Here is a 25,791-nt window from a genome sequence, read left to right as displayed (position 1 = left end):
CCCCCGGGGGATGTCGCGCGTGAACGAGATCGTTCTGCGAAAAGCCGCCCGGGTCACGCACATCCCGTGGAAGGATCGTGATCATGAGCGAGCACACATATCGAGTCATCGAGGTCGTCGGCTCCTCGCCGAACGGTACCGACGCGGCGATCGCGAATGCGATCTCACGCGTTGCGCAGACCACGCGCAACCTCGAGTGGTTCGAGGTCGTCGGGACGCGCGGCCATATCGTGGACGGCGCGATCGCCCACACACAGGTGACGCTCAAGGTCGGGTTTCGCATCGAGGCCGGCGACTCGCACGACTGACACCGCTTGGTTGACATTGATCGACCGGGCAGTTTCGCTCAAGACTTGACTCAGTCCAGAAAAGCGGCCATATTTGGTGCGTGCAGTCACACACGGAGTACGCGAGCCAGCTGCGTGACGCCGATCTGCGAGTCACCCGCCCGCGGGTGGCGGTGCTCGAAGCAGTATGCGCGAGCCCCCATGCCGATACCGAGACCATCGTCGGTGCGGTCCGTGCCGGACTGCCCGATGTGTCACGCCAGGCGGTCTACGACATCCTTCGAGCCCTGACCACAGCCGGCCTGGTGCGTCGCATTCAGCCGTCCGGACACGTCGCTCGGTATGAGTCGAGGGTCGGCGACAATCACCATCACGTCGTGTGCCGCTCGTGCGGGATCATCGCCGATGTCGACTGCGCTGTCGGGGAGGCGCCATGCCTCACACCGTCCGACCACCAAGGTTTCGTCCTCGACGAGGCCGAGGTCATCTATTGGGGCCTGTGCGCAGAGTGCGCAGCCTCTCCCACTTCGGGATCACGCCCGTGATCACAGCCCGAATCACCCTCTCCTGAAAGGATTGTCGTGACTGAGGAAAATCCGGCCCACGCAACGGAGCACCCGCCCATAGCGGAGGCCAACACCGATGCAGACGACAAAGTCTGCCCGATGCGGATCAAGCCTCCGGTCGAGGGCGGTGGCAACCGCGACTGGTGGCCCAACCAGCTGAATCTCAAACTGCTGGCGCACAATCCGGATGTCGCCAACCCCGTGGGCGCCGATTTCGACTACGACGCCGCCCTTGAGGGGCTCGACGTGGACGCGTTGAAGGCTGACCTCACCGAGGTGATGACGAACTCCCAGTCGTGGTGGCCTGCCGACTTCGGGCACTACGGACCGCTCTTCATCCGTATGTCGTGGCACGCTGCGGGTACCTACCGCGTCGAAGACGGCCGTGGCGGAGCAGGTTCCGGCATGCAGCGCTTCGCGCCGTTGAACAGCTGGCCGGACAATGCCAGCCTCGACAAGGCCCGGCGGCTGCTGTGGCCGGTCAAGAAGAAGTACGGCAAGGCGATCTCCTGGGCAGACCTCTTGGTCCTCGCGGGCAACGTCGCGCTGGAGTCGATGGGCTTCAAGACGGCCGGTTTCGCGTTCGGGCGCGTCGACGAATGGGAGCCCGAAGAAGTCTATTGGGGTCCCGAGGCGGAGTGGCTCGGCGACAACCGCTACTCGGGCGAACGCGACCTCACCAATCCGCTCGCTGCCGTCCAGATGGGCCTGATCTACGTGAATCCGGAAGGCCCGAACGGCAATCCGGACCCGATCGCAGCTGCCACCGACATCCGCGAGACGTTCGGCCGGATGGCGATGAACGACGTGGAGACCGCGGCACTCATCGTCGGTGGCCACACCTTCGGCAAGACTCACGGCAACGGTGATGCCGAGCTCGTGGGCCCCGAGCCGGAGGCCTCGCCGATCGAGCAGCAGGGCTTGGGTTGGGCCAACCCACAGGGCACCGGGGTCGGCGCGGATGCGATCACCAGTGGTCTCGAGGTCATCTGGACCCACACTCCCACCAAGTGGGACAACAGCTTCCTGGAGATCCTGTACGGCAACGAGTGGGAGCTGACGAAGAGCCCGGCGGGCGCGAATCAGTGGAAGCCGAAGGACGGCGGCTGGGCGAGTTCGGTGCCCGAGGCGCACGGCACCGGAAAGACCCACCCGTCGATGCTGACCACCGATCTGTCCATGCGAATGGACCCGGTCTACGGTGAGATCACGCGTCGTTGGCTCGACCATCCGGAGGAGCTCGCCGACGAGTTCGCCAAGGCATGGTTCAAGCTGCTGCACCGTGACATGGGCCCGGCGATCCGCTACCGCGGTCCGCTGGCCCCGTCGGAGACCTACCTCTGGCAGGACAATGTCCCCGCACAGGAGGGACCGGTCATCTCCGACGCGGACATCGATTCGCTCAAGTCACAGCTCCTGGAATCGGGACTGACTGTCGCGCAACTCGTTTCCACCGCGTGGGCGGCTGCATCCACCTTCCGCGGAAGCGACAAGCGCGGTGGCGCCAACGGTGGCCGCATCCGCCTGCAGCCGCAGGCCGGGTGGGAGGTCAACCAGCCCGACGAGCTCGCCCAGGTGGTCAGCAAGCTGGAGCAGGTCCAGGAATCGTTCAACAGCGGTTCCGGAGCGAAGGTGTCGTTCGCCGATCTCGTCGTGCTCGGCGGTGTCGCCGCAGTGGAGAAGGCGGCCAAGGACGCGGGTGTCGACATCACGGTGCCCTTCCGTGCCGGCCGCACGGACGCCACGCAGGAATCGACGGACGTCGAGTCCTTCTCGTACCTGGAGCCCAAGGCAGACGGGTTCCGTAACTACGAGGGCAAGGGCAGCGAGCTGCCGGCCGAATACCGGCTCCTCGACAAGGCGAACCTGCTCACGCTGTCGGCCCCGGAGATGACCGTGCTCGTGGGTGGTCTGCGTGTTCTCGGTGCGAACTACCAGGATTCGGCACTCGGTGTGCTGACCGACAAGCCGGGCCAGTTGACGAACGACTTCTTCGTCAACCTGCTCGACATGGGGACCGAGTGGGCACCGTCGCCCGCCGACGATGGCACCTACATCGGCAAGGACCGCGACTCCGGCGCTCAGCGGTGGACCAGCAGCCGGGCCGACCTCGTGTTCGGATCGAACTCACAGCTCCGCGCGATCGCGGAGGTCTATGGCGAGGACGATGCCAAGGCGAAGTTCGTCAAGGACTTCGTCTCCGCCTGGGACAAGGTCATGAATCTCGACCGGTTCGACCTGGCCTGAGATAGCCGCCGGCCCGTCCGGGCCCGGAGGCGACGGCGCCCCTTCCGCTCAGGGCGGGAGGGGCGCCGTTCTGTTTGCTCACGGGGCACCCGAGCCGTCGAAGGCAACCGGGGAGCCGAAGCTCTCCCGATGCACCGCCTCCGACAATGATCGTCGAGTACGCCAGCCGAATCGCTCGAGATCGGGCACGCTCTGGAGTTGTGTCACGGGCCCCACGCACAACCAGGCGATCACCTCCACAGATCCCGGTACGTCGACGAGCTCTCGCAGGAATGGTTCCTGATAGAACGAAACCCAGCCGACGCCAAGCCCCTCGGCAGTCGCTGCGAGCCAGAGGTTCTGGATCGCCAACCCGACCGAGAGCCGGCCGGTCGAATCGATCGTGTGCCTGCCGAGGATGTGCCGTCCGCCCCGATCGGCGTCGTAGGTGACCACGATGCCGGTGCCCGATTGTTCGATGCCCTCGACGACTATCGGGCCAAAGGTCGCTGCCCGATCCGCAGGCAGGGATCGCGCGAAATCGGCGCGGCAGCCTGCCACGTGCTCGGCGAACCGGCGCAGGGTCGCGCCATCCTGGACCACGACGAAGTCCCACGGCTGGGTGTTGCCGACGCTCGGAGCGGCGTGTGCCGCCTCGAGAACCCGCGACAACCGGTTGTCGTCGACAACGTCGCCGCTGAACTCGTTCCGCACGTCCCGTCGTGCGCCGATCGCCTCGTAGACATCCATCACCGATCCCCCATCATGCCGCTCTTGTCCAACCGATCCTCACCTCCGGACGGCCGCAAGCGACCCACCGCGTGCCAGGATGAACACATGGGCACTCGATGGGACGAGACCGACGCACCGAAGGGCGACGCCTACGATGCCAGGTGGTCACAGATGGCGGCAGCCGGGCAGGACATCCACGGCGAAGCCGACCTCGTGGCATCGGTACTCGAGGAGGTCGGCGGCACACGCGTCCTCGATGCCGGCTGCGGCACCGGCCGTGTCGCCATCGAACTCCGTCGCCGAGGCGTCGAGGTGGTGGGCGTGGACGCCGACACCACGATGCTGGCCACGGCGCGCCGCAACGACCCTGAGATCGAGTGGATACACGCTGATCTCGCCGACCTCGACACGCACCTCGCCGACGAACTCTTCGATGTCGTCGTACTGGCCGGCAATGTCATGATCTTCCTGCATCCGGGCACCGAGGAGACGGTGATCGCTCAGCTCTCGCGACATCTACGGCCCGGCGGGCGACTCGTCGCGGGCTTCGCGCTCCGACCGGATCGGATCTCGCTCGACGACTATGACCGATATGCGGCGGCGGCCGGCCTGACGCCGGCGGGCCGGTGGGCCACCTGGGACCGGCAACCGTTCGGCGACGACGGCTACGCGGTGACGGCGCACCAGCGCGTGCGGTGACATCGGGACGCGGTCGGGCTCCTCGCCGGATCCGGTCACCCGGCATACGCTGGAGGTAATCGTTATGCTGGCGGTTTCCTCGGACGGCCAGGGCGCCACCCGGTTGCCGAGGATGGACAGGAGCGACGATGACCGCAGAGCTGAATGCGAAGCCCGTTCCACCGCCCACACCCGGTGGCGGCGGCCATATCCGACTGACATCGCACAGCGCCGGATCCGGCGCTCTGCCCATTCGGTGGGCAGCGCCGACCGCCGACGAGCGGGGGCCTGTCGTCGGGACCACGACGAGTCGTGCGCATCGAAATGTCATCGGCACCCACAGCGGTTCGTACAGCGTCTACCGTGCACTCGCCGTGGCCGCCGGGGCCCTGTCCCGCGAGCATCGCGCCGACCTCACCGACACCGCGCCCACCGACGTGATCGGTCCGTACCCGCAGTGGTCGGAGCCCGGTGCGATCGTCAGCCTCGATCCGTGGGGCGCGATGACGGCCGAGGCCTTCGGGGCCGAACTGGCTGCGGGCCACGACATCCGTCCCACAATTGCGATCACCAAGGCACACGTGGTGGTCCCGGAGATCGCCGATGCCATCGCCAAGGGACGGTTACAGCCCGACGGACGTCATCTCCTCACCTCGGGCGCCGCCGCGGTCACCAAGGCCGCGATCGAACCGGTGTGGCACCTGCCGAGCGTCGCAGAGCGCTTCGGGTGTACCGAGGCCGAACTTCGCCGCGTGCTGTTCGAAGAGACCGGTGGCATGTATCCCGAACTGGTCACCCGCACCGATCTGGAGGTGTTCCTGCCGCCCATCGGAGGTCAGACCGTGTACATCTTCGGCAACGCCGCCGACCTCGCCGACCCCGGCGTCGAACTCACCGCCCGGGTCCACGACGAGTGCAACGGCTCTGACGTCTTCGGGTCCGACATCTGCACTTGCCGCCCCTATCTGACGCACGCCATCGAGGAGTGCATCCAAGGCGCACAGCGCGGGGGCGTCGGCCTCGTCGCGTATTCGCGCAAGGAAGGGCGCGCACTCGGCGAGGTGACCAAGTTCCTCGTGTACAACGCGCGCAAACGTCAGAAGGGCGGCGACACCGCCGATAAGTATTTCGCCCGTACCGAATGCGTTGCGGGCGTGCAGGACATGCGATTCCAGGAACTGATGCCCGACGTGTTGCAGTGGCTCGGCGTCCGCAAGATCCACCGGCTCGTCTCGATGAGCAACATGAAGTACGACGCCATCACTGGATCCGGGATCGAGGTCGGCGAGCGGGTCAACATCCCCGACTATCTGATTCCCGAGGACGCACAGGTGGAGATCGACGCCAAGACCGCCGCCGGCTACTTCACACCAGGACCCGTGCCGGACGCCGTCGAACTCGGCAAGGCCAAGGGCCGAGGTCTGGACGCATGATCGCCGATCCCGCCCAGCGCGTCGCGGCGCAGCCCGCGAGTGACGTCCACCGGGGCATCGAACTGCTCCGCACCACCAGCGCAATTCGGGATCGGGCAGCCGAGCTCCTGACACGGGCCCGCAGCGGGGAGTCGCGGTGGTTCACCGTCGACGATGACGCGATGGCGATCGCTGCAGACGAGGTCGCCGCGGTGACCAGGCGCCGATACCCAGATCTTGTCATCCCGTTCCACAGTCGGTGGCGACACTTCGAGAGCGGCGGTGTCGATCGCCTGGCGACGATCGACGATCGGTTGCCCACCGATCCGGTCGACCGCGCCCGCGCACTGATCGACCTGGCCGTGATCAGCGTGTTGCTCGACGCCGGGGCAGGCCCCGGCTGGGAGTTCCACGAGGCTGCCACCGGCCTCCGGATCGGCAGGTCCGAGGGTCTGGCGGTCGCGAGTTGGCATGCATTCGTGGCGGGCGAATTCTCCAGCGACCCCGGACGACCGTTGCAGGTGGACGCGCAAGCGCTGCAACGCCTCACGCCGGAGGCGCTCGGGGCCGCCTTGCAGGTGGGTCCGGCCAATCCGCTGGTCGGCGTGCACGGGCGGGTGGAGCTGCTCCGCCGCCTCGGTGCCACCCTGGCCTGCCGGCCGGATACGTTCGGTCCGTCCGGCAGACCAGGTCACCTACTCGACTTTGCCTTCTCGTCGGATGGAGCCACGGTATCCGCAACCGACATCCTGGGCGCACTGCTCTGCGAGTTGTCGGGAATCTGGCCCTCCGACAACGTGATCGACGATCGGCCGCTCGGTGATTGCTGGCGCCACGACTCGGTGAGCGGCCCCGGTGTGACCGCCGGATGGATGCCGTTCCACAAGCTCTCCCAGTGGCTGACCTACTCGCTCCTCGAGCCGCTGATGTGGACCGGCATCGAGGTCACCAGTATCGACAAACTGACGCCACTACCGGAGTACCGCAACGGCGGGCTGCTCCTCGACACCGGCGTCATCCGGCTCCGCGATAAGGCCCTCGCGAGCCGGACGTGGTCGCCCGGTGATGAACTCGTGGTCGAATGGCGAGCACTCACCACACGTCTCATCGACGAGCTCGCTCCCCTGGTCCGTGACTCCCTGGGGGTCGAGAAGGCGAGTATGCCACTGGCGTGTGTCCTGGAGGGTGGCACCTGGGCAGCCGGACGCACACTCGCCGCCGACCTTCGCGATGGCTTGCCACCCCTCACCGTCGCCAGTGACGGCACCGTCTTCTAGCACAAAGGAACACCACAGATGGACGACGTCGTTCTCATCGAACACCCATTGGTGCAGCACAAACTCACCCTTATGCGCCGGAAGGACACCTCCACCAACGATTTCCGCCGACTCCTGAACGAGATCTCCACACTCATGGCCTATGAGGTCCTGCACGACATGCCGATGCAGCCGATCACCATCGAGACACCACTGGAAACCATGACGGCGAACGTCATCGACGGCAAGAAGGTGGTGTTCGCCTCGCTACTGCGCGCCGGCACCGGCATTGTCGACGGGATGTTGACCGTGGTCCCCGGCGCTCGCGTGGGCCACATCGGCCTCTACCGGGACCCGAAGACGCGGGTCGCCATCGAGTACTACTTCAAGATGCCGGGCGAACTGTCCGAACGTGATGTGGTGGTCGCAGATCCCATGTTGGCCACCGGGAACTCGGCCGTCGCGGCCGTCGACCGGATCAAGGAGTACTCGCCCCGGTCGATCAAGTTCGTGTGTCTGTTGACCTGTCCCGAAGGCATCGCAGCACTGCACGACGCTCACCCCGACGTCCCGATCTTCACCGCCGCGGTCGACCGCGGACTCGATGAGAACGGCTATATCGTCCCGGGGATCGGCGACGCCGGCGACCGGATATTCGGCACGACCTGACACGTCAGGGCGCTCGCCGGCGCCCTGTGACACCGCGATCGCAGGATTGGCGGTGCCGCGACCCGAACCCGATGGATCTCCTGACTCCCGTTGCACCGAACGCCGGCAGGCCGATGCGCTGGAGGCCATCCTCGACATCGCCGCTCGCTGCAGCGACACCGCATCTGCGCCAACCACACAAGTCCCGATCACAGTCCCAGGCGACAGAACTACCGGCGCCTCATTACAGTTCGGAAGATCGGGCACCGCGACCACGCTGCGCCAATTGTATTGCGACGCATCGATCACAACCGAGGTGCCCACCACATCGTGCGCCGGTCCGACGGCGGCGACACCTGCCTGGCCAACGGATGCCCACCGTGCCCGTCCTGCCACGCCGACGCCCACCACAACGGCTGGGACATCGTCGTCGGCATCGACGGACATCCTGCCGTCCGCAGTCCGAGCGGTTACCACACCAGAAGACCTGTGTTCATTGACAACTCCACAGTGTGAATCGCGCCGATCGCGGGGGCTACCGGACGGCGAGTGACCCCGTCACGAGGGCAACTGCCAGGCGACCGCGGCACCGATTGCCCCGATCGCATTCAGCGCCCAATGCAGTGCGATCGGGGCCAGCAGACTGTCAGCGCGATACCGCAGCCATCCCAGGACCAACCCGGCCGCAGCTGTCGCCACCACCGCACCGAGGATCCCGGCGACCTGCCCAAGCGTCCCCGAGCCGAGAACTCCGCTGAGCCCGGCGTTTCCCGACGTCAACCCGAGTGATGAGCTGATGTGCCACAGCCCGAACGCGAGGGCGCCCAGACCCAACGTCGCGCGGACGCCGAACAACCTGGCCAGTGTCCCCTGCAAGATTCCGCGAAACAGCAGTTCCTCGGGCAACACCGTCTGCAAGGGGATCACCACGAGCGCCGCCAGCGCCGCCTCGGACGCACTGTCGTACCGGTCCGACAGGAAGAACTGTCGGGTTGCCGGAATCGCCACAGCCACCGAGACAACCGCGAACACAACCACCACGGCGGCCACGGCATAGGGAACCCCGGCCCGCAACTCCGAACGGCTCAGGCCCATCTCACGCCATCGGAGTCCTGCCAGGCGGGTGGCCGCCACGAGTAGCACGGCTGCCAGCGGCACCGCGACGATGCCGGCCCAATGTCCGGTGAAATGGGCGACGACGTTGGTGGCCACCAGGAATACGACCACCCCCGCGAGCATCCACGCCGAGCGTGCGCGGGACGCCTCTGCTCGGGGGTGGCCGGAATCTTCGGGCACCGGTTCACGTGACGTCATGGTCTCGACCGCCACGCCTCGTCAGCGACCCGAGGACGACGACCACACGCTGACGCGCGCTGCCACCGGTCCATCGCACATCCTCTGGTCGGATTCACCGTCTGCACGAACGTACCCGGAAGAACCTGCACTCCGCTGCGATAACCGTGCGCCGACGGAACGCTCATCGCTCGTGACAGACAATGGTCCAATGGTCTGATGTCTCGACACGGCAGCGTCACCGAAGTGATGGAACGGCACCAGATACCGATCTATCTGGGTGCCATCGGCATCGGCACGGTGCTCGGTGTCGGCTCGACCACACTCGGACCGATACTCGGCCACGCGATCAATCCGGCGATCGCCGCCCTGCTGTATGTCACATTCCTGCAGGTGCCTGTCGCGAATGTGGGCACGGCGTTGCGTGACACGCGGTTCATGGCTGTGCTCCTCGGGGTGAACTTCGTCGTGGTTCCGATGGTCGTTGCCGCGATCTACCCGTTGCTGCCCGGGAATCCGGCGATCCGCGTCGGAGTCCTGCTCGTGCTGTTGTGCCCGTGCGTCGACTACGTGATCGTCTTCAGCGGACTGGCCGGCGGTGACAATCGTCGACTGCTCGCGGCCACACCCATCTTGCTGATCGTCCAGATGGCGCTCCTACCGCTGTTTCTCACGGCGTTCATGGGGAGCGAACTGGCCGACATCGTGGACGTGGCACCGTTCGTCACGGCGTTCGTCGTGTTGATCGTCATCCCTCTGGCGCTTGCCTGGGCCACCCAGATCTCCGCCGCGCGATCGGTTCAGGCGCAACGATTTCGCCACGGTGCCGAGACCACCATGGTGCCGCTGATGGCGACCGTCCTCGCGGTCGTGGTGGCGTCACAGGTCCACACTCTCGGCGACCACGGACGAGACGTTGCCGAACTGATCCCGGTGTATGCGCTCTTCCTGGTGGTCATGACCGTCATCGGCCTTGTGATCGGCCGCGTCACCCGGATCGACCCGGCGGGGCGACGGGCCATCGCGTTCTCCGGTGCCACTCGCAACTCACTCGTCGTGTTGCCGCTCGCGCTGTCCCTGCCCCCGGGCTTCGAGGTGGCCGCCTCGGCGGTCGTCACCCAGACTCTCATCGAGATCCTCGGGATGGTCGCGCTCGTGGCGATCATCCCGAGGGTCACTCGGTGACAGACATCCGTCAGTTGTGCGGAACGTCAGCGGTCAGTCCGCCGTCCATCACGAACTCGGCACCGGTCGCGTAAGACGACTCGTCGCTCGCCAAGAACACGATGAACGTCGACACCTCACTGGACTCGGCGGGCCGGCCGAGCGGTGTCTTGATGATGTCGTCGGGCAGGCCTTCGGTCATCGGCGTGCGGATCATCCCCGGGTGGATCGAGTTGACGCGGATGTTGTGCGGCGCGAGTTCGAGTGCTGCGGATTTCGCGAGCCCCCGCACACCCCACTTCGAGGCGACGTAGCCGTGGGCCCACGGGCTGCCGCGCAACCCCTCGACCGACGACACGTTGATGATCGAGCCGCCACCGGCCGCGATCATCGGCTCGACCGCCACCTGCATGCCGATGAAGGTGCCCGTCAGGTTGACATCGATGATCTGTTTCCACTTGTCGAGACGAAACTTCTCCAGCGAACTCCCGTTGACGATGCCCGCGTTGTTCACGAGCACATTGAGCTTGCCGAACTCGTCGACGGCTGTGGTGACCGCCGCGGCCCAGTCGTCCGGCGACGTCACGTCGAGGTGGACATAGCGCGCAGCGGCCCCGAGTTCGTCGGCGAGTGCCTTGCCCTCATCGTCGAGGATGTCACCGATGACCACCTTGGCGCCTTCGTCGACGAGCATGCGCGCGTGCGATGCCCCCATCCCTCGTGAACCACCGCTGATCAGCGCGACCTTGTCATCTACACGTCCCATGGCGAGCCAGGTTACCTGGGCGAGCCCGAAATGAGAACAGGTTCTACCGCCCCGGCGCCGCGCGTGATGTACTGGGGTGGACAGCAGTCCGGACATTTGTTCACCCTGACCAGGACAAGGAGCACTCCCATGCCGATCCGCGTGGCCCACGTCGGAACCGGAAACGTCGGCCGCCTGGCACTGCGCCAGCTGATCGACGACCCGCGCTTCGACCTCGTGGGACTGTTCGTGTCCTCGCCGGCGAAGGTGGGCAAGGATGCGGCCGAACTGGCCGGCTTGGATCACACGCCGACGGGCGTGGTCGCCACGGACGATCTGGACTCGATCATCGCCGCCCGACCCGACTGCGCGGTCTACTGCGCAATGGGCGATACCCGTCCGGTCGAATCTCTCGACGACTGTGTGCGGCTGCTGACTGCGGGCATCGATGTGGTTGGTTCTGCGCCCGGAACGCTGCAGTATCCGTGGGGCGCAATGCCTCCGAAGGTGATCGCAAAGGTCGAGTCGGCCGCCGAAACGAACGGGTCGAGCATCTTCATCACCGGAGTCGACCCGGGGTTCGCGAACGATCTGATCCCGCTGGCCTTTGCCGGGACATGCCAGCACATCGAGCAGGTGCGATGCATGGAGATCGCCGACTACGCGACCTACGACGGCGCCACCGTGATGTTCGACGTCATGGGATTCGGCAAGCCAATGGATGAGACCCCCATGCTGTTTCTTCCCGGTGTCCTCGGATTGGCTTGGGGCACCACGATTCGCCAGCTCGCCGCGGGCCTCGGGGTCGAGGTCGACGAGATCGTCGAGCGATACGAGGACCTGCCCGCCCCCGATGATTTCGACATCGCGTCCGGACACATCGCGGCCGGGACACGCGCAGCAGTCCGCTTCGAGATCATCGGCATGGTTGCCGAGAAGCCCTTCATCGTCATCGAGCACGTCACCCGTCTCAGGGACGATGTGGGTGACGGTTGGGCACGTCCGTCCCAACCGGGCGGCTGCTACCGCGTCGAGATCGTCGGCGAGCCTTCATACCGGGTCGACATCTGTCCGACCAGTGAGCACGGAGATCACAACCACGCGGCAATCGTCGCCGCGGCAGGACGCATCGTGAACGCCATCCCCGCCGTCGTCGACGGCCCACCGGGAATCCGGACCACACTCGACCTGCCGCTGGTGACCGCGGCGGGCACCGTCACGTCCTGACGATCCACCCCTGTGTGGCCGAATGAGTCTCAGCGGGTGAGGATCAGTCCGGTCGCGGCCACGTAGCGACGGTAGACGTCACTCTCGCGGTCCACGACGTCGTGGTGATCCGCCGCGAGATCCCATCTGGGCAATTCACCCGTGAGCGTCCAGGCCGCCTGTCGTGCCGCACCGAGGGCCACATACTCTCCGGCCGCGGGAACCGTCACGGCCCGACCGAAGAGCCCGGGGGCGATCGACAGCACCGCCGCCGACCGTGCCCCTCCGCCGATCATCACGATCCGATCGATGCCGATCCCCTGCGCATCGATCAACTCGAGGCAGTACGAGAGCGAGCACAGGAGACCCTCCACAGATGCCCGCGCGACATTGGCGGGAGTCCAGTTGTCACCGGTGATGCCGACGACAGAGCCGGTGGCATCCGGAAGGTTGGGAGAGCGCTCGCCGGACAGGTACGGCACCATGACCAGGCCGCCCGCGCCCGGTTCCGCGCTCAGGGCGAGCTCACCGAACTCGTCGAGGTCGACCCCCAGCGTCGCCGCGGTGGCCGCGAGTACCGGAGCCCCGTTGAGCGTGCACACGAGTGGTAGTTGCCGGCCAGTTGCGTCGGCGAAGCCGGCGACGAGCCCTGACCCGTCGCGAGGTGGTGTGTCGGTGACCGCACTCACCACACCCGAAGTCCCCAGGGACACCACGCAATCACCAGGTCCGGCGGCCAGGCCGAGCGCTGCCGACGCGTTGTCGCCTGCGCCTGCCCCGAGCAGAGCGCCACCACGCGTGCGACCCGCCGAGGCGTTCGGTTCCAGCACCCGGGGCAGCACCGGCCGCCGGCCTCCGAAGGCGAGTTCGAGAAGTTCTGGCCGGTACGAGTTGTCGGCGGCTGCGAAGTATCCGGTGCCGGAGGCATCGCTTCGGTCCGTCACCAGCGTCTCGATCCCATCGGCTCCGCGCAGCCGCCAGGTCAACCAGTCGTGTGGCAGACAGACCGCGGCGGTCGCGTCTGCGACATCGGGTTCGTTGTCGGCGACCCACCGCAACTTGGCCGCGGTGATCGCGGCGACCGGGACCACGCCGACCCGCGCCGCCCACTCGTCGGCGCCGCCCAGCTCGTCGACAAGGGCTGCGGCACTCGACGCCGATCGGGTGTCGTTCCACAACAGCGCATCCCGGATCACCTCGCCGGCACCGTCGAGACAGATCAGGCCGTGTTGCTGTCCGGAGATCGACATCGCGTCGACGTCGTCGAGCCCACCGGCTGCGCGGACCGCATTCTCGAGCGCAGTCCACCAGTGCTCCGGGTTCACCTCGGTCCCCGCCGGGTGCGCCGCCTTGCCCACCCGGACGATCACGCCGGTCTCGGCATCGCACACCACGACCTTGCACGATTGGGTGGACGAATCGACCCCAGCAACCAGACTCATCCGAGCACTCCTTCCAGTGTCGCGCGCGCTCCCCGCACCCGAAGCGAATCAAGTGCTGCCAGATACGGATTCGTGAACACCTCCTCCTCGGAGAGGTCGCCGAACAGCCACTCGTCGGCGACGAAGGCGAGCGGCTCGCTTCGTGATCGGCGTGCACGGGTCACGAGCAGTTCGGACAGCGGATCGACCACCTCGATCGGATCACCCTGCTCGTCGGTGCCCTCGGCGTACCGGGTCCAACTGGCGACCACTGCAGCCGCCAGCGTGACGTCGCCACCGGCGGCGATTCGCTCTCGGATGACCGGTACCAGCCATTTGGGGATCCGGTCGGACGAGTCCTGACACAGCCGCGCAATCGTGTCGGCGATCGCCGGATTCGAGAACCGCGTGATCAGGGTCTCGGTGTAATCGTCGAGATCGACACCGGGGACCGCGCGCAGCGTCGGCCGCCCCTCCTCGGACATATAGCGACGCAGCAGAGTGGCGATCAGCGGGTCCGACGTCGCGTCGTGAACATATCGATAGCCGAGAAGGTATCCGAAGTAGCAGAGCGCCTGATGGCCCGCGTTGAGCAACCGGAGTTTCATCAGCTCGTAGGGCGTGACGTCGTCGACCACCTGCACACCGACATCTTCCAACCGCGGTCGCCCCATGGAGAAGTCGTCCTCGAGCACCCACTGGGTGAACGGTTCGGCGACCACCGGCCAGCGGTCATCGATCCCGGTCCGGGATCGCACCTCGGCGCGCAGGTCCGGCGGAGTGGCCGGAGTGATCCGGTCGACCATCGAGTTCGGGAACCGGGTGTGCTCTTCGATCCAGCAGGCCAGTTCTGCATCCTTGAGCCGCGCGAATGCGAGAAACGTCGATTTCGCCACATCACCATTTCCCTGGATGTTGTCGCAGGACATCACGGTGAACGACGGGACGCCCTGGGCACGCCGCCGCCGCAAGGCCTCGGTCACCAGGCCGAAAACTGTTCGCGGAACGGCATCATCGGCAAGATCGGCGACGATCTCGGGATTCTCTGTGTCGAACTCTCCGGTCGTCGGGGAGAAGTTGTAGCCCCCTTCGGTCACCGTCAGCGACACGATCTCGGTATCGGGCGATGCCAGGCGCTCGACGACGCGCTCCGGGTCGTCGGGCGCGTAGAGATAGTCGGCGATGGAGCCGATCACCGTCGTCTCGACACCACCCTCAGGGTGTTTGAGGGTCAAGCTGTACAGACCGTCCTGCGGAATCAGCGCATCGCGCATTGCTGCGTCCGCCGGCCGCACACCGACACCGCAGATGCCCCAGGCGAGCGCGTCGTCACCACCTGTGGCGAGCAAACGATCGAGATACATGGCCTGGTGCGCCCGATGGAATCCGCCGACCCCGAAATGCACGATGCCGGTACGCAACCGCGCCCGGTCGTACTGCGGGGTCGGAGTTCCGACGACGAACGGCAGCTGCGATTGGCTCAACTCAGATGCGTCGGTCACCTGTCACGTCCCTTCGTGGTGGTCCCGGTCCCCGACGACGATTCGCACCGAGGCATGCCCGGATGGATGATTGCCTTGATGCTGCCGGGAGTGCGATCGGCCTCGAGTGCGGCGCGTGCGTCGTCGAGACCGAACCTACCGGTGACCATCGCGTCGAGATCCAAACGTCCGGAGGTGATCAACGAGATCGCGGTCGGCCACGTGTTCGCGTACCGGAACACGCCGGTCAAGACGATCTCACGGTTCTGGATGACCGTCACAGGCAACGTCATCTCGTCGGCACCCATCCCGACCAGTACCGCCCGTCCGGCGGGCCGCAACGCGGCGATACCCGCCACCACTGCGGCCTCCACACCGCTGGCATCGATGAACGCGTCGACGGGGAGCACCGGAGACCCGGGCTCGATCATCTCGGTCGCCCCGAACCGGGCGGCACCGCTGCGCCGGGCCGGATCTGGCTCGCTCACGACGATTCTGGTGGCCCCCACCGCCCGAGAGACCTGCGCACACATCAGGCCGATGGGTCCCGCACCGGCGATCATCACCGAATCCCCCATTCCGAGAGCCGCTTTACGGACTGCCGCGATCCCGACCGACAGCGGTTCACAGAGCGCGGCAGCATCATCGCTGACGGTGTCGGGCACATCGTGGGCGAACGAAGCACCGATGGTGACGTACTCACAGAGCGCACCGTCGACCGGAGGCGTGGCGAAGAACCGCATGTGCGGACAGAGGTTGTAGAGACCGCGGCGCGACTCGGACGTCGTCGGATCCGGCGTCTGCGGCTCGATCGAGACCCGCCTGCCGATCCGCGACCCTGCGACTCCAGACCCCACCGCCACGATCTGTCCGGCCGCCTCGTGTCCGAGGATCAACGGCGCCTCGACCACATGGGTTCCGATGCGTCCGTGGCGCATGTAGTGAGCGTCGGACCCGCAGACTCCCACCGCACTGACCTGGATCAGGACTTCGCCGGGACCAGGACTCGGGACAGGGCGCTCCTCGACAGTCAGTCCGCCACCCGGGTGCAGAACACTCGCGCGCATCGTGCGGGCACCCAGATCACTCTCGACATCGGTTGTTGCGTACATCACAGAGGCGATGTTAGCGTACTGAGCATATTCCCGGCTAGTGAGCAGATGCTCACGAGCGACCGTGAGGTATATCCGATGACGGCTCCCGCGAAGACCACCCCCGACGCCGGCCACGACCTGCGGCTCCTGGTGCGCGCGGCGACCATGTATCACCTCGAAGGACTCACCCAGGCCGAGATCGCGTCTCGGTTGGGTGTCTCCCGCCCCACTGCCGGGCGGCTTGTCGCCCGCGCTCGAGCACAGGGCCTGGTGCAGGTCACGGTGACCGCGCCCGCGCATCTCAACGCGTCCATCCACACCGAGGTGGAGCGTCTCGTCGAGAACGCATTCGGTCTCGACGAGGTGCTCGTCATCGATGAACTCGCCGATGGCACCGCGACAGGCAACGCGGCGCTGGGCCGGGCCGGCGCTTCGGTCCTCGGTCGCCGCGTCCAGCCGACCGACGTCCTCGGCTTCACGTGGGGCCCCGAGCAGGTGGCCGTTGCCGACGCCATGCCGGCCAACTCCTCGTGCAGGCGGGTTGTCCAGATGGACGGTTCGATGACATCTGTCGAGTACCACACCGGCGTCGACCACGCACTGTCCCGCCTGTCCGACCGACTGCACGCACAGCCGATGCGACTTGTCGCACCTCTCTACGCCGACCCCGAGACCGTATCCGCCTTGCAGCGGGATTCGATTCTCTCACAGTCATTGTCGGCTGCCCGGTCGGCAGATGTGATGCTGTTCGGCGTCGGGTCGGTCTCCACTTCGACCACCCTTTTCGAAGGCGCGTTCATCGATGCGGTCGTGCTCGACGAGCTCGAGGAGCTCGGCGCGGTCGGTGAGATCGGCGGCCGCTTCTACGACGCCCACGGCACCGCGGTCGACTCCTCCCTGGCCGACCGGACCGTGTCGGTCCCGCTCGACTCCGTGCGTGCCTGCCCCACGTCCATCCTCGTCTCCGGTGGCGAACACCGCCGTGACTCCATCCTCGGCGCGCTCCGCGGCGGCTACGCCACGATTCTCGTCACCGACATCTCCACCGCCGAATGGCTTGTCGCCCAGAAGAAAGGTGATCACTGATGGCCGAAGAACCGAAGCCTGCCCGGCGCACCGGCAGGGTCGCGCGCCGCGGCAGAACGGTTGCGGTGTGTATCGCCGCCGCCCTGGCGATGGTGAGCACGGCATGCTCCGGGGCCGGCTCTCTCACCGACGGCGGCAGCGACGCGCTGACCATCGCGATGGTCTCCAATTCCCAGATGCAGGACGCCGTCAAGTTGTCCAGCCAGTTCGAACAGCAGAACCCGGGCGTCAAGCTCAAGTTCGTGACCCTGTCGGAGAACGAGGCGAGGGCCAAGATCACCGCCTCGGTGTCGACCGGCGGCGGAGAGTTCGATGTGGTGATGATCAGCAACTACGAGACGCCGATGTGGGCCGAGAACGGTTGGCTCGTCAATCTCACGCCGTACATGGACGCCGACCCCACGTATGCCGCGGACGACTTTGTTCCGACTCTCAAAACCGCTCTCTCGTACAAGGGTTCGATGTACTCCGCTCCGTTCTACGGCGAGTCGTCGTTCCTCATGTACAACAAGAAGATGTTCGCCGATGCAGGGGTGTCCCTGCCGGCGAAACCCACCTGGCCGCAGGTCGCCGATGCCGCAGCCAAGCTCACCACGAACGGTGTCTCCGGGATCTGCCTACGCGGCAAACCGGGTTGGGGTGAGCTCATGGCGCCGCTGAACACGGTCATCAACGCATTCGGCGGACGCTGGTACGACGAGGACTGGAACGCCCAGTTGACCAGTCCGGAAGTCGAGGCGGCAGTGAAGTTCTACGTCGACACCGTTCGGAAGTCCGGCGAGCCCGGAGCCGCTTCGTCAGGGTTCCAGGAGTGCGGCAATCTGCTGTCGCAGGGTCAGGCCGCGATGTGGTACGACGCCACGTCGGCGGTCTCCGTCCTCGAGAGTCCGGACACGTCGACGATCGCAGGCAACGTGGGGTACCTGCCGGCACCCTCGATGGCCAAGTCCGACAACGGCTGGCTCTACACCTGGTCGCTCGGCATACCGACGAGCAGTGAGAAACGCGACGACGCGTGGAAGTTCATCGACTGGATGACCAACCGCGCCTACATTCAGCATGTCGCCGACACCCTCGGCGCCAGTCACATCCCGCCCGGTAGCCGCATGTCGACCTACCAACTGCCCGCCTACCAGGCCATCTCAGAACCGTTCGCAGATGCGACGTTGTCGGCGATGACCACGGCGGATCAGCTCAAGCCGACCGTGAAACCGGTCCCCTATACAGGTATCCAATTCCTGTCGATACCGGAGTTCCAGGATCTCGGCACCCGTGTCAGCCAGCAGATCTCGGCGGCGATCGCCGGGCAGATCAGTGTCGACCAGGCACTCGAACAGAGTCAGAAGTACGCCGAGACGGTCGGCAAGACCTACCAGAAGGAGAGGTGAGACGTGGCCACCGCACTCGCCCAACCCGGGGCTGATCCACAACCACGGTCCGAACCGCCGACGACCTCACGGCGAGATCACATCTCACGCGCCGAGGGATGGCGCAGACGGGGACCGCTGCTGCCGGCACTGATCTTCATGATCGTGGTGACGCAGATCCCCTTCCTGTTCACTCTCTTCTATTCCACCCAGTCCTGGAACCTCGTCCGTCCGGGCTCACGGAGTTTCGTCGGGTTCGACAACTACACAGCTGTGTTCACCGACGCGCAGTTCTGGCGGGTCACCCTCAACACGATCCTGTTGATCGTGGGCACGGTGATCGTGTCGGTGATCCTGGGACTGATCTTTGCGTTGCTGTTGGATCGGAAGTTCCTGGGCCGCGGGATCGTTCGCACGCTGCTGATCACCCCGTTCCTGGTGACCCCGGTGGCCGCCGCGCTGCTCTGGAAGACCAGCCTGCTCTCCCCGACCAACGGTCTGGTCAACTGGGCATTGAGCCCGTTCGGCGTTCACACCGACTGGCTCAGCCAGTACCCGTTGATGAGTGTGATCGCCGAATTGGTCTGGCAGTGGACGCCGTTCATGATGCTGCTGATCCTCGCAGGACTGCAGTCGATGCCAAATGACATCACCGAGGCGGCGCGGGTCGATGGCGCGACGAGCCTTCGGTTGTTCCGTGAATTGACACTGCCCCATCTGCGACGGTTCATCGAACTCGGCGCGGTCCTCGGTGCCATCTACTTGGTGAACACCTTTGACGCGGTGTACATGATGACCTCCGGCGGTCCGGGGGTGTCCTCGGCGAACCTGCCGTTCTACATCTACCAACGGGCCTTCCTCGGCTTCGACATCGGCCAGGCGGCCGCAATGGGCGTGGTCACCGTCATCGGCACGATCGTCGTAGCCTCACTGGCCCTGCGCTTGATCTTCAAGAGCTTCACCGGGAACGAGGAGGCAGTCTGATGAGTACCACGACCGGGTCTCGCGCGTCGTCGAGCACCATCGATGGTGTGGAGATCTCCCGCCGGCGCAATCCGCGCGGCGTACTGCTCACCGTGTTCACCTGGATCCTCGCGCTGGGCTTCTTCTTTCCGGTGTTGTGGATGGTGTTGACGGCGTTCAAGAAAGAAAGCGACGCGGCAACCAACCCACCGACGTTCATCTTCACGCCGACCTTGCAACAGTTCAAGGAGGTGTTCGACGCCGGGATCGGCACACCTCTGCTGAATTCGTTGTTCGCGACCATCGTCTCGACGATTCTGGTGCTGGCGCTGGGTGTACCGGCAGCCTTCGCGCTGTCACTCCGTCCGGTACGCAATACCCAGGACGCCCTGTTCTTCTTCATCAGCACCAAGATGCTGCCGATCGTCGCCGCGATCATCCCGCTGTACGTGATCGTCGGCCGCATCGGCATGCTCGATAACATCTGGACACTGATCATCCTCTACACAGCGATGAACCTGCCCATCGCGGTGTGGATGATGCGGTCGTTCTTCCTCGAGGTCCCGGGCGAACTGTTGGAGGCCGCCAGCATCGACGGTGCCAGCCTGTGGACCTCGGTCCGCGAGGTGATCCTGCCACTGATCTCACCCGGCATCGCGGCGACCGCATTGATCTGCGTGATCTTCTCGTGGAACGAATTCTTCTTCGCCGTCAACATGACCGCCGTCAACGCCCAGACCATGCCGGTGTTCCTCACCGGCTTCATGTCCGGGCAAGGACTCTACTGGGCGCAACTGTCGGCCGCGTCGGTGCTGGCCGCCTTGCCGGTCGTGATCTGCGGCTGGATCGCCCAGAACAAACTCGTCCGCGGTCTGTCGTTCGGCGCCATCAAGTAGCCACCCCACTTCCCTCGAATCCAGGAGAACCATCATGGCTTCCATCACCTACGACGACGCATGCTGCGTCTACCCCGGCGCCGACAAACTCGCCGTCGACCGCCTCAACCTCGACATCAATGACGGCGAGTTCGTCGTCCTCGTCGGCCCCTCGGGCTCGGGCAAATCCACCGCCCTGCGCATGCTTGCCGGCCTCGAGGAGATCGACTCCGGCCAGATCCGCATCGGTGGCCACAACATGGTCGGCGTCGCCCCCAAAGACCGCGACATCGCCATGGTCTTCCAGAACTACGCCCTCTACCCCAACAAGACGGTCGGGGAGAACATGGGCTTCGCACTCAAGATGCGCGGCATCCCCACCGACGAACGCAAGAAGAAGGTCGCCGAGGCCGCCAAGCTCCTCGACCTCACCGACTACCTCGACCGCAAACCCGCCAAACTGTCAGGCGGGCAACGCCAGCGCGTCGCCATGGGCCGCGCGATCGTCCGCGAACCCCAGGTCTTCTGCATGGACGAACCGCTGTCGAACCTCGACGCGAAACTTCGGGTGCAGACCCGCACTCAGATCGCCGCCCTGCAACGACGTCTCGGCACCACCACCGTCTACGTCACCCACGACCAAGTCGAGGCCATGACCATGGGCGACCGCGTCGCCGTCCTCAAAGACGGTGCTCTCCAACAGTTCGCCACCCCTGCTGACCTCTACGACAAACCTGTCAATGCCTTCGTCGCCGGCTTCATCGGCTCTCCCGCCATGAACCTGTTCACCGCACCCGTCACCGATGGATCCATCTCGATCGCCGGTGCGACTGTCGATCTGGACGACGAGGCGAAGGGGTTGTTGCGCGGCTCCGGGCTGTCGACGGTGATCGTCGGTATCCGGCCCGAGCATCTGGCGATCGGCGGCGACCGCGGCATCGGCGCCGACGTAGCACTCCTCGAGGAATTGGGCAGCGAGAGTTATCTCTACGCGAAGGTCGACGATCCGTCGATCGCCACGCTCGACGGTGATCCAGTCACCCTCGTCGCCCGATCTCCGCACCGTGCGCCGGCCAAGCTCGGGGAGGCAGTTCGCCTCTTTCAGTCGGATCATGCCGTCCACCTCTTCGATCCGGAAACCGGAAATCGCCTGAGCTGAGGTACCTCACCGGCGCTGTCTGCGCTGATACTGTTACTGCTCCGACGATTGCAGGAGCACACCCGGTGACACTCGACAGCGAGAAGACGACCGACACCGACTCCGCGCTGGGCGATCCGGTCGAGCCGACGCAGGCCCGAGGTTGGTGGTATCGCCATCGCCAGCGCTACGCCTTCACCGGCATGGCGGTGGCCCTCGTCTTCGTCTGGTTGTCGATGACGCCGTCGCTTCTGCCGCGCGGCGCCCTGTTCCAGGGACTCGTGAGTGGGGCGTCGGCCGCACTGGGCTATTGCATCGGTGTGTTCTTCGCCTGGCTGGCGCGCTTCATGATCTCGCGTGACGAGCCGTGGCGCAGTGCGAGCCGTCGGTCGTGGCTCATCCTCGCGGGCGTCGCGATCGTCGGGACCGTGCTGATGCTCATCTGGTTCTCTCAGTGGCAGTCCGACATCCGCGACCTCATGGACGTCGGGCACCTGCCCTGGACGGCCTTTCCGGCCATCGCCGTCATCGCCGTGATCGTCTTCGTGCTGTTGATGTCACTCGGCCAGGCCTTTGCCTATGCCGTGCGCTGGTCGGTACGTCAGCTCAATCGCGTTGCTCCCCCTCGCATCTCGGCCGTGATCGGCGCAGGTCTGGTAGCGCTCCTCACGGTGTTCGTGCTCAACGGCGTCGTCGCCAAGTACTCGATGCAGTGGCTCAACGCGAGTTTCGCCGCGGCGAACGAGGAGACGAAAGCCGACAACTCCCCTCCGACGTCCGCACTGCGTTCCGGTGGCCCAGGCTCGCTTGTCACCTGGGACTCGCTCGGACGGGAGGGCCGGGTCTTTGTCTCCCGGGGTCCCGATGTGGGTGCGTTGACGCAGTTCAACGGTGCTCCCGCAACGGAACCCATCCGGGTGTACGCCGGTTTGGAGTCCGGGGACAGTATCCGTGAGAACGCGGAATTGGCAGCCGACGAACTGGTGCGCACCGGCGGATTGCAACGCGAGATCGTCGCGGTCGCCTCCACCACCGGCAGTGGTTGGGTGAACAAGGCGACCGTGGACTCGCTGGAGTACATGTACAACGGTGACATCGCGACCGTGAGCATGCAGTACTCGTATCTGCCGAGCTGGCTCTCCTTCCTCGTCGACAAGGAACGCGCGCGGCAAGCGGGCCGCGCGCTGTTCGAGGCAGTGTCCGAACGCGTCACCGCCATACCGGAGGCCGACCGACCCAAGCTCGTCGTGTTCGGTGAGAGCCTCGGATCGTTTGCGGGTGAGGCCGCGTTCGGCAGCATCCCGGCACTCGCGGCCCGCACCGACGGCGCGCTGTTCAGCGGCCCTACCTTCAACAACACACTCTGGAAGGACACGTCCGCCAATCGTGATGCGGGATCACCACAGTGGCAACCGATCTACGACAACGGCGCTCAGGTTCGTTTCATCGCCGATCAGCAGGATCTCGGCCACCCCGACGCGCCGTGGAATCCGTCACGCATCGTCTATCTCCAGCATGCGAGTGATCCCATCACGTGGTGGAATCCTGACCTGATCCTCAACGAACCGGACTGGCTGGCCGAGCCCCGTGGCCGCGACGTCCTGTCCTCGACGCGGTGGATACCGTTCGTGTCGTTCCTGCAGGTCTCGGCTGACATGGCCGTGGCCGTCAGCGTTCCCGACGGCCACGGGCACGATTACATGTCGGCCATCCCGTATGCGTGGGCGGCAATGCTGGAACCGCCGGGATGGACCGACGTCAAGACCAAGGCGTTGCTACCGCGCCTGAACCGCGACTGACGATGCGGCTGGTGCCGGCGACTTGTCAGATCAGGCCGGTGGCGTCGAACACCCAGCTCGTATCCGCCTTCGCGAGATCGTCCATCCACGTCGGCGGCGCCGAATTGATCAAGGTGGCGGCGTCCCAGTAGTCCTTCCACAAGGTCACCTTGCCGTCGACGACCCGGTGGACCGTGACGAACGGGAGCACCGCGACCTCGCCCGTGCCCCACTCCCATCGTTCGGAGTGCTCGTAGATCACGTCATCGCCGTCTGCGACCAGCACACCATCGTGGTTGGTGTACGCCACCAGCGGTTCGAACCCGACCTTGATCCGCTTGACGATGTCGTGCGGACCGCGGGCCGCCAGAGTGGGGCCGTACGGCATGTCCACATAGATGCAGTCGTCCGCCAAGAATGGCATCACCGCATCCCAATCCCGTTGCGCGAGAGCCGACCAGAGTCCGCGAACGATGGCTGCCGAGTCGCGCTCGGTGACGGTCTCAGCGGACATCGGCGAGTCCCGAATCGGTGGCGGGCACGGCGGGCAGCGACTCATCGGGTACGGCAGGCCCTTGGCGGCCATGTCGGAGGAACTGTCCGGTCCGGACGCTCCCGACGATGTCGGTGGGTACGCCGTTGTCGACCACCTTGCGTCCGCTGACGAAAACGGCGATGACAGTGTCGTCATTGCGGTTCACCATGCGGGAGAGGCCGCCGTATGCCTGCACCGGCGCCTCGGCATACTCGTCGAGCGACTCGTCGAGACGCTCCGGATCGATGATCATCAGATCCGCGCGGTCACCCGGGCGCAGATGACCCGCGTCTATGCCATACCAGTCCGCGAGTTCGCCGGTCATCCGGTGCACGGCGGCGGCGGTGTCGAGGAAGGGTTCGCCCGCCAGCTCCGCCGTGCGGACATGTCGCAACAACCGCAGGCCGAAGTTGTAGAAGGCCATGTTCCGTAGATGGGCGCCCGCATCCGAGAATCCCAGCTGGATGCCCGGCTCACGAGCCATCTGCTTCAGCACCTCGGGACGGTGGTTGGAGATCGTGGTCCGCCAGCGCAAGTCGGCGCCATGTTCGAGTACGAGGTCCAGGAATGCGTCCACCGGGTGAAGGCCGCCACGGTCCAGGCCGACCTGACCGAACGACTTACCGATCACCGATTCGTCCGGGCACCCGACGATCTGGGCGTCGAAGAAGTCCCGATGCCACACGCGCACCCCGTATTTGGATTCGTAGTCCTTGCGGAACCGCCTGCGATATTCCTCGTCACGCAGTAGCTCGTCGCGCGCGATCGCGTCCCTGAGGTGCAAGGCGGCGGCCCCCGAACCGAACTCCTCGAAGATGACCAGATCGATGCCGTCGGCGTACACCTCGAATGGGACCGGGAGGTGCTGCCAGCGGAAGTCACCGCCGAGACGGTTGACCAGTGCCGCGAGCGGACCCATGATCTTGATCGCGTACGGATTCGCCTTGATGTCGGCGGCCGAGAGCAGGCTCGTCTTGAGATGCGGACGACCGATGCCAAGGGACCTGAACGCCTGGGACCCGACATTCACCGGATTGGTGATATCAGGTCCCGCCTGCAGGATGCGACCGGACTTCCGTAGCAGCGCCTTCAACCTGCGGAGCTCGCGCGGTTTGGCATACGTCGACGGCAACGTACGCGATCGACAGGTCTCACCGTCGAGTTTGTCGAAGAGCAACTGCTGTGACGACATCCCGACGAACCCGACCTCGAGAGCGTCGGCGAGCCAGCGCTCCATCTGCGCCTGCTCGGACCCCGTCGGCCGTGTCGATTTCCGGGTGGCCCGGTCGAGGCCCATCACCGCCGATCGCATATCCGAATGACCGATGAAGGCTGCCACGTTCGGCCCGAGCGGACGGGACTCGAGTGCGTCGATGTACTCCTTCGGACCCGACCATGTCTTGTGCCGGTCGACCGTCTCGATCACGTGCTCACGGGGAATCGCCTCGACCCGACCGAACAGATCACCCGCATCGGTGCCGTCCACGTGGATGGTCGACAACGAGCAGGATCCGAGGAGCACGGTGGTGACGCCGTGCCGCAGCGACTCCGACAACGATGGCTCGGCCAACACCTCCACGTCGTAGTGCGTATGGATGTCGACCATCCCCGGCATCACCCACTTCCCTTCGGCGTCGATCACCTCAGGGCACCCGGATTCGTCGATCGGGTCCACGGACACGACGGCCACCTGGCCGTCCCGAATGCCGAGGGTACGGACCGCCGCGGGTGCACCGGTTCCGTCGAACCACAGGCCGTTGCGAATGATTGTGTCGTAGGTCACTCGACCATTAGAGACGTGTTCGCGAATCCATGTCAACGATCCAGTAGACATATTCGA

The 25,791-nt window shown here is 65.6% G+C and carries 24 protein-coding genes; 15 read left to right on the top strand and 9 right to left on the bottom strand.

Translation table 11 applies throughout. The annotated features are described in order from the left end of the window. Positions 1-83 precede the first annotated feature (83 nt). The 3 genes from GTV32_RS03605 (at position 84) to katG (ending at position 3,100) form a co-directional block, all read left to right on the top strand. Complete coding sequence (locus tag GTV32_RS03605; RefSeq protein WP_161058974.1) at positions 84-308, top strand: dodecin; 225 nt, start codon at positions 84-86, stop codon at positions 306-308. Positions 309-388: 80 nt separating this feature from the next. Beyond that, a complete protein-coding gene (locus tag GTV32_RS03600) occupies positions 389-832 on the top strand; it encodes a Fur family transcriptional regulator (protein ID WP_161058973.1) in 444 nt (147 codons plus the stop codon). Positions 833-952: 120 nt separating this feature from the next. Further along, positions 953-3,100 (top strand): catalase/peroxidase HPI, encoded by a 2,148-nt coding sequence (gene katG / locus GTV32_RS03595; RefSeq protein WP_202421597.1) that lies wholly within the window; start codon positions 953-955, stop codon positions 3,098-3,100. A gap of 78 nt (positions 3,101-3,178) precedes the next feature. Here the strand turns inward: katG and bluB are convergent, their stop codons facing one another. Next, positions 3,179-3,829, bottom strand: a complete 651-nt coding sequence (bluB, locus tag GTV32_RS03590) for a 5,6-dimethylbenzimidazole synthase (protein WP_161058971.1) — start codon at positions 3,827-3,829, stop codon at positions 3,179-3,181. Between the two features lie 87 nt (positions 3,830-3,916). Here bluB and GTV32_RS03585 point away from each other — a divergent pair, with 87 nt between their 5' ends. The 4 genes from GTV32_RS03585 to upp all read left to right on the top strand — a co-directional run bounded on the left by GTV32_RS03585 (position 3,917) and on the right by upp (position 7,826). Beyond that, positions 3,917-4,510, top strand: coding sequence for a class I SAM-dependent methyltransferase (locus GTV32_RS03585; RefSeq protein ID WP_161058970.1), 594 nt, complete (start codon positions 3,917-3,919; stop codon positions 4,508-4,510). Positions 4,511-4,638: 128 nt separating this feature from the next. After that, entirely contained in the window at positions 4,639-5,922 is a 1,284-nt protein-coding gene (locus GTV32_RS03580) for a GTP cyclohydrolase II (protein WP_161058969.1), read from the top strand. Next, positions 5,919-7,178: a URC4/urg3 family protein gene (locus tag GTV32_RS03575; protein ID WP_161058968.1), complete on the top strand. Its 1,260-nt coding sequence runs from the start codon at positions 5,919-5,921 to the stop codon at positions 7,176-7,178. The genes GTV32_RS03580 and GTV32_RS03575 overlap by 4 nt, the downstream gene beginning before the upstream one ends. An 18-nt stretch (positions 7,179-7,196) precedes the next feature. Beyond that, complete coding sequence (upp, locus tag GTV32_RS03570; RefSeq protein WP_161058967.1) at positions 7,197-7,826, top strand: uracil phosphoribosyltransferase; 630 nt, start codon at positions 7,197-7,199, stop codon at positions 7,824-7,826. Positions 7,827-8,110: 284 nt separating this feature from the next. Here upp and GTV32_RS23750 read toward each other — a convergent pair whose 3' ends face one another. Continuing rightward, the gene (locus GTV32_RS23750; protein ID WP_272918218.1) at positions 8,111-8,242 is read right to left on the bottom strand and encodes a hypothetical protein; all 132 of its coding nucleotides are present in this window, start codon (positions 8,240-8,242) and stop codon (positions 8,111-8,113) included. Positions 8,243-8,363: 121 nt separating this feature from the next. Further along, a complete protein-coding gene (locus tag GTV32_RS03560; RefSeq protein ID WP_237421675.1) occupies positions 8,364-9,044 on the bottom strand; it encodes a CPBP family intramembrane glutamic endopeptidase in 681 nt (226 codons plus the stop codon). A gap of 273 nt (positions 9,045-9,317) precedes the next feature. Here GTV32_RS03560 and GTV32_RS03555 point away from each other — a divergent pair, with 273 nt between their 5' ends. Beyond that, positions 9,318-10,283 (top strand): bile acid:sodium symporter, encoded by a 966-nt coding sequence (locus GTV32_RS03555; protein ID WP_237421475.1) that lies wholly within the window; start codon positions 9,318-9,320, stop codon positions 10,281-10,283. A gap of 10 nt (positions 10,284-10,293) precedes the next feature. On the opposite strand, the gene GTV32_RS03550 is transcribed toward GTV32_RS03555, so the two are convergent. Continuing rightward, positions 10,294-11,028, bottom strand: a complete 735-nt coding sequence (locus tag GTV32_RS03550) for a glucose 1-dehydrogenase (protein WP_161058964.1) — start codon at positions 11,026-11,028, stop codon at positions 10,294-10,296. A gap of 129 nt (positions 11,029-11,157) precedes the next feature. On the opposite strand from GTV32_RS03550, the gene GTV32_RS03545 reads away from it, so the two are divergent. Continuing rightward, positions 11,158-12,234, top strand: a complete 1,077-nt coding sequence (locus GTV32_RS03545) for a diacylglycerol kinase (RefSeq protein ID WP_161058963.1) — start codon at positions 11,158-11,160, stop codon at positions 12,232-12,234. A 29-nt stretch (positions 12,235-12,263) separates the two neighbouring features. On the opposite strand, the gene xylB is transcribed toward GTV32_RS03545, so the two are convergent. The 3 genes from xylB to GTV32_RS03530 are packed head-to-tail and all read right to left on the bottom strand — an operon-like array spanning position 12,264 to position 16,227. Further along, positions 12,264-13,655, bottom strand: a complete 1,392-nt coding sequence (gene xylB / locus GTV32_RS03540) for a xylulokinase (RefSeq protein WP_161058962.1) — start codon at positions 13,653-13,655, stop codon at positions 12,264-12,266. Next, on the bottom strand, positions 13,652-15,136 hold the full coding sequence (locus tag GTV32_RS03535) for a mannitol dehydrogenase family protein (protein WP_161058961.1): 1,485 nt from the start codon (positions 15,134-15,136) through the stop codon (positions 13,652-13,654). Before GTV32_RS03535 ends, xylB begins: the two co-directional genes overlap by 4 nt. Beyond that, positions 15,133-16,227 carry an NAD(P)-dependent alcohol dehydrogenase gene (locus GTV32_RS03530; protein ID WP_237421674.1) on the bottom strand — a complete coding sequence of 365 codons (1,095 nt, stop codon included), beginning with the start codon at positions 16,225-16,227 and terminating at the stop codon, positions 15,133-15,135. Before GTV32_RS03530 ends, GTV32_RS03535 begins: the two co-directional genes overlap by 4 nt. 78 nt (positions 16,228-16,305) lie before the next feature. Here GTV32_RS03530 and GTV32_RS03525 point away from each other — a divergent pair, with 78 nt between their 5' ends. From GTV32_RS03525 to GTV32_RS03500, 6 genes are all read left to right on the top strand, one after another. Further along, positions 16,306-17,295, top strand: coding sequence for a sugar-binding transcriptional regulator (locus GTV32_RS03525; protein ID WP_202421595.1), 990 nt, complete (start codon positions 16,306-16,308; stop codon positions 17,293-17,295). Positions 17,296-17,384: 89 nt separating this feature from the next. Then, positions 17,385-18,683 carry a sugar ABC transporter substrate-binding protein gene (locus tag GTV32_RS03520; protein WP_237421673.1) on the top strand — a complete coding sequence of 433 codons (1,299 nt, stop codon included), beginning with the start codon at positions 17,385-17,387 and terminating at the stop codon, positions 18,681-18,683. Between the two features lie 81 nt (positions 18,684-18,764). Next, positions 18,765-19,646, top strand: coding sequence for a sugar ABC transporter permease (locus GTV32_RS03515; RefSeq protein WP_343287429.1), 882 nt, complete (start codon positions 18,765-18,767; stop codon positions 19,644-19,646). Further along, positions 19,646-20,521: a carbohydrate ABC transporter permease gene (locus tag GTV32_RS03510; RefSeq protein ID WP_161058958.1), complete on the top strand. Its 876-nt coding sequence runs from the start codon at positions 19,646-19,648 to the stop codon at positions 20,519-20,521. Before GTV32_RS03515 ends, GTV32_RS03510 begins: the two co-directional genes overlap by 1 nt. 34 nt (positions 20,522-20,555) lie before the next feature. Further along, positions 20,556-21,659, top strand: a complete 1,104-nt coding sequence (gene ugpC / locus GTV32_RS03505; RefSeq protein WP_161058957.1) for a sn-glycerol-3-phosphate ABC transporter ATP-binding protein UgpC — start codon at positions 20,556-20,558, stop codon at positions 21,657-21,659. A gap of 107 nt (positions 21,660-21,766) precedes the next feature. Next, positions 21,767-23,437, top strand: coding sequence for an alpha/beta-hydrolase family protein (locus GTV32_RS03500; protein ID WP_237421672.1), 1,671 nt, complete (start codon positions 21,767-21,769; stop codon positions 23,435-23,437). A 25-nt stretch (positions 23,438-23,462) separates the two neighbouring features. On the opposite strand, the gene GTV32_RS03495 is transcribed toward GTV32_RS03500, so the two are convergent. Together GTV32_RS03495 and GTV32_RS03490 are read right to left on the bottom strand one after the other, a co-directional pair. Further along, positions 23,463-23,930 (bottom strand): nuclear transport factor 2 family protein, encoded by a 468-nt coding sequence (locus GTV32_RS03495; RefSeq protein ID WP_161058956.1) that lies wholly within the window; start codon positions 23,928-23,930, stop codon positions 23,463-23,465. Beyond that, positions 23,920-25,734: an amidohydrolase family protein gene (locus tag GTV32_RS03490; RefSeq protein ID WP_343287198.1), complete on the bottom strand. Its 1,815-nt coding sequence runs from the start codon at positions 25,732-25,734 to the stop codon at positions 23,920-23,922. The genes GTV32_RS03495 and GTV32_RS03490 overlap by 11 nt, the downstream gene beginning before the upstream one ends. Between the last annotated feature and the right edge of the window lie 57 nt (positions 25,735-25,791).

The organism is Gordonia sp. SID5947, from assembly GCF_009862785.1.
GTDB lineage: Bacteria > Actinomycetota > Actinomycetes > Mycobacteriales > Mycobacteriaceae > Gordonia.
Note: the sequence above shows the minus strand (reverse complement) of the source record. Positions and strands in the feature narration are given on the sequence as shown.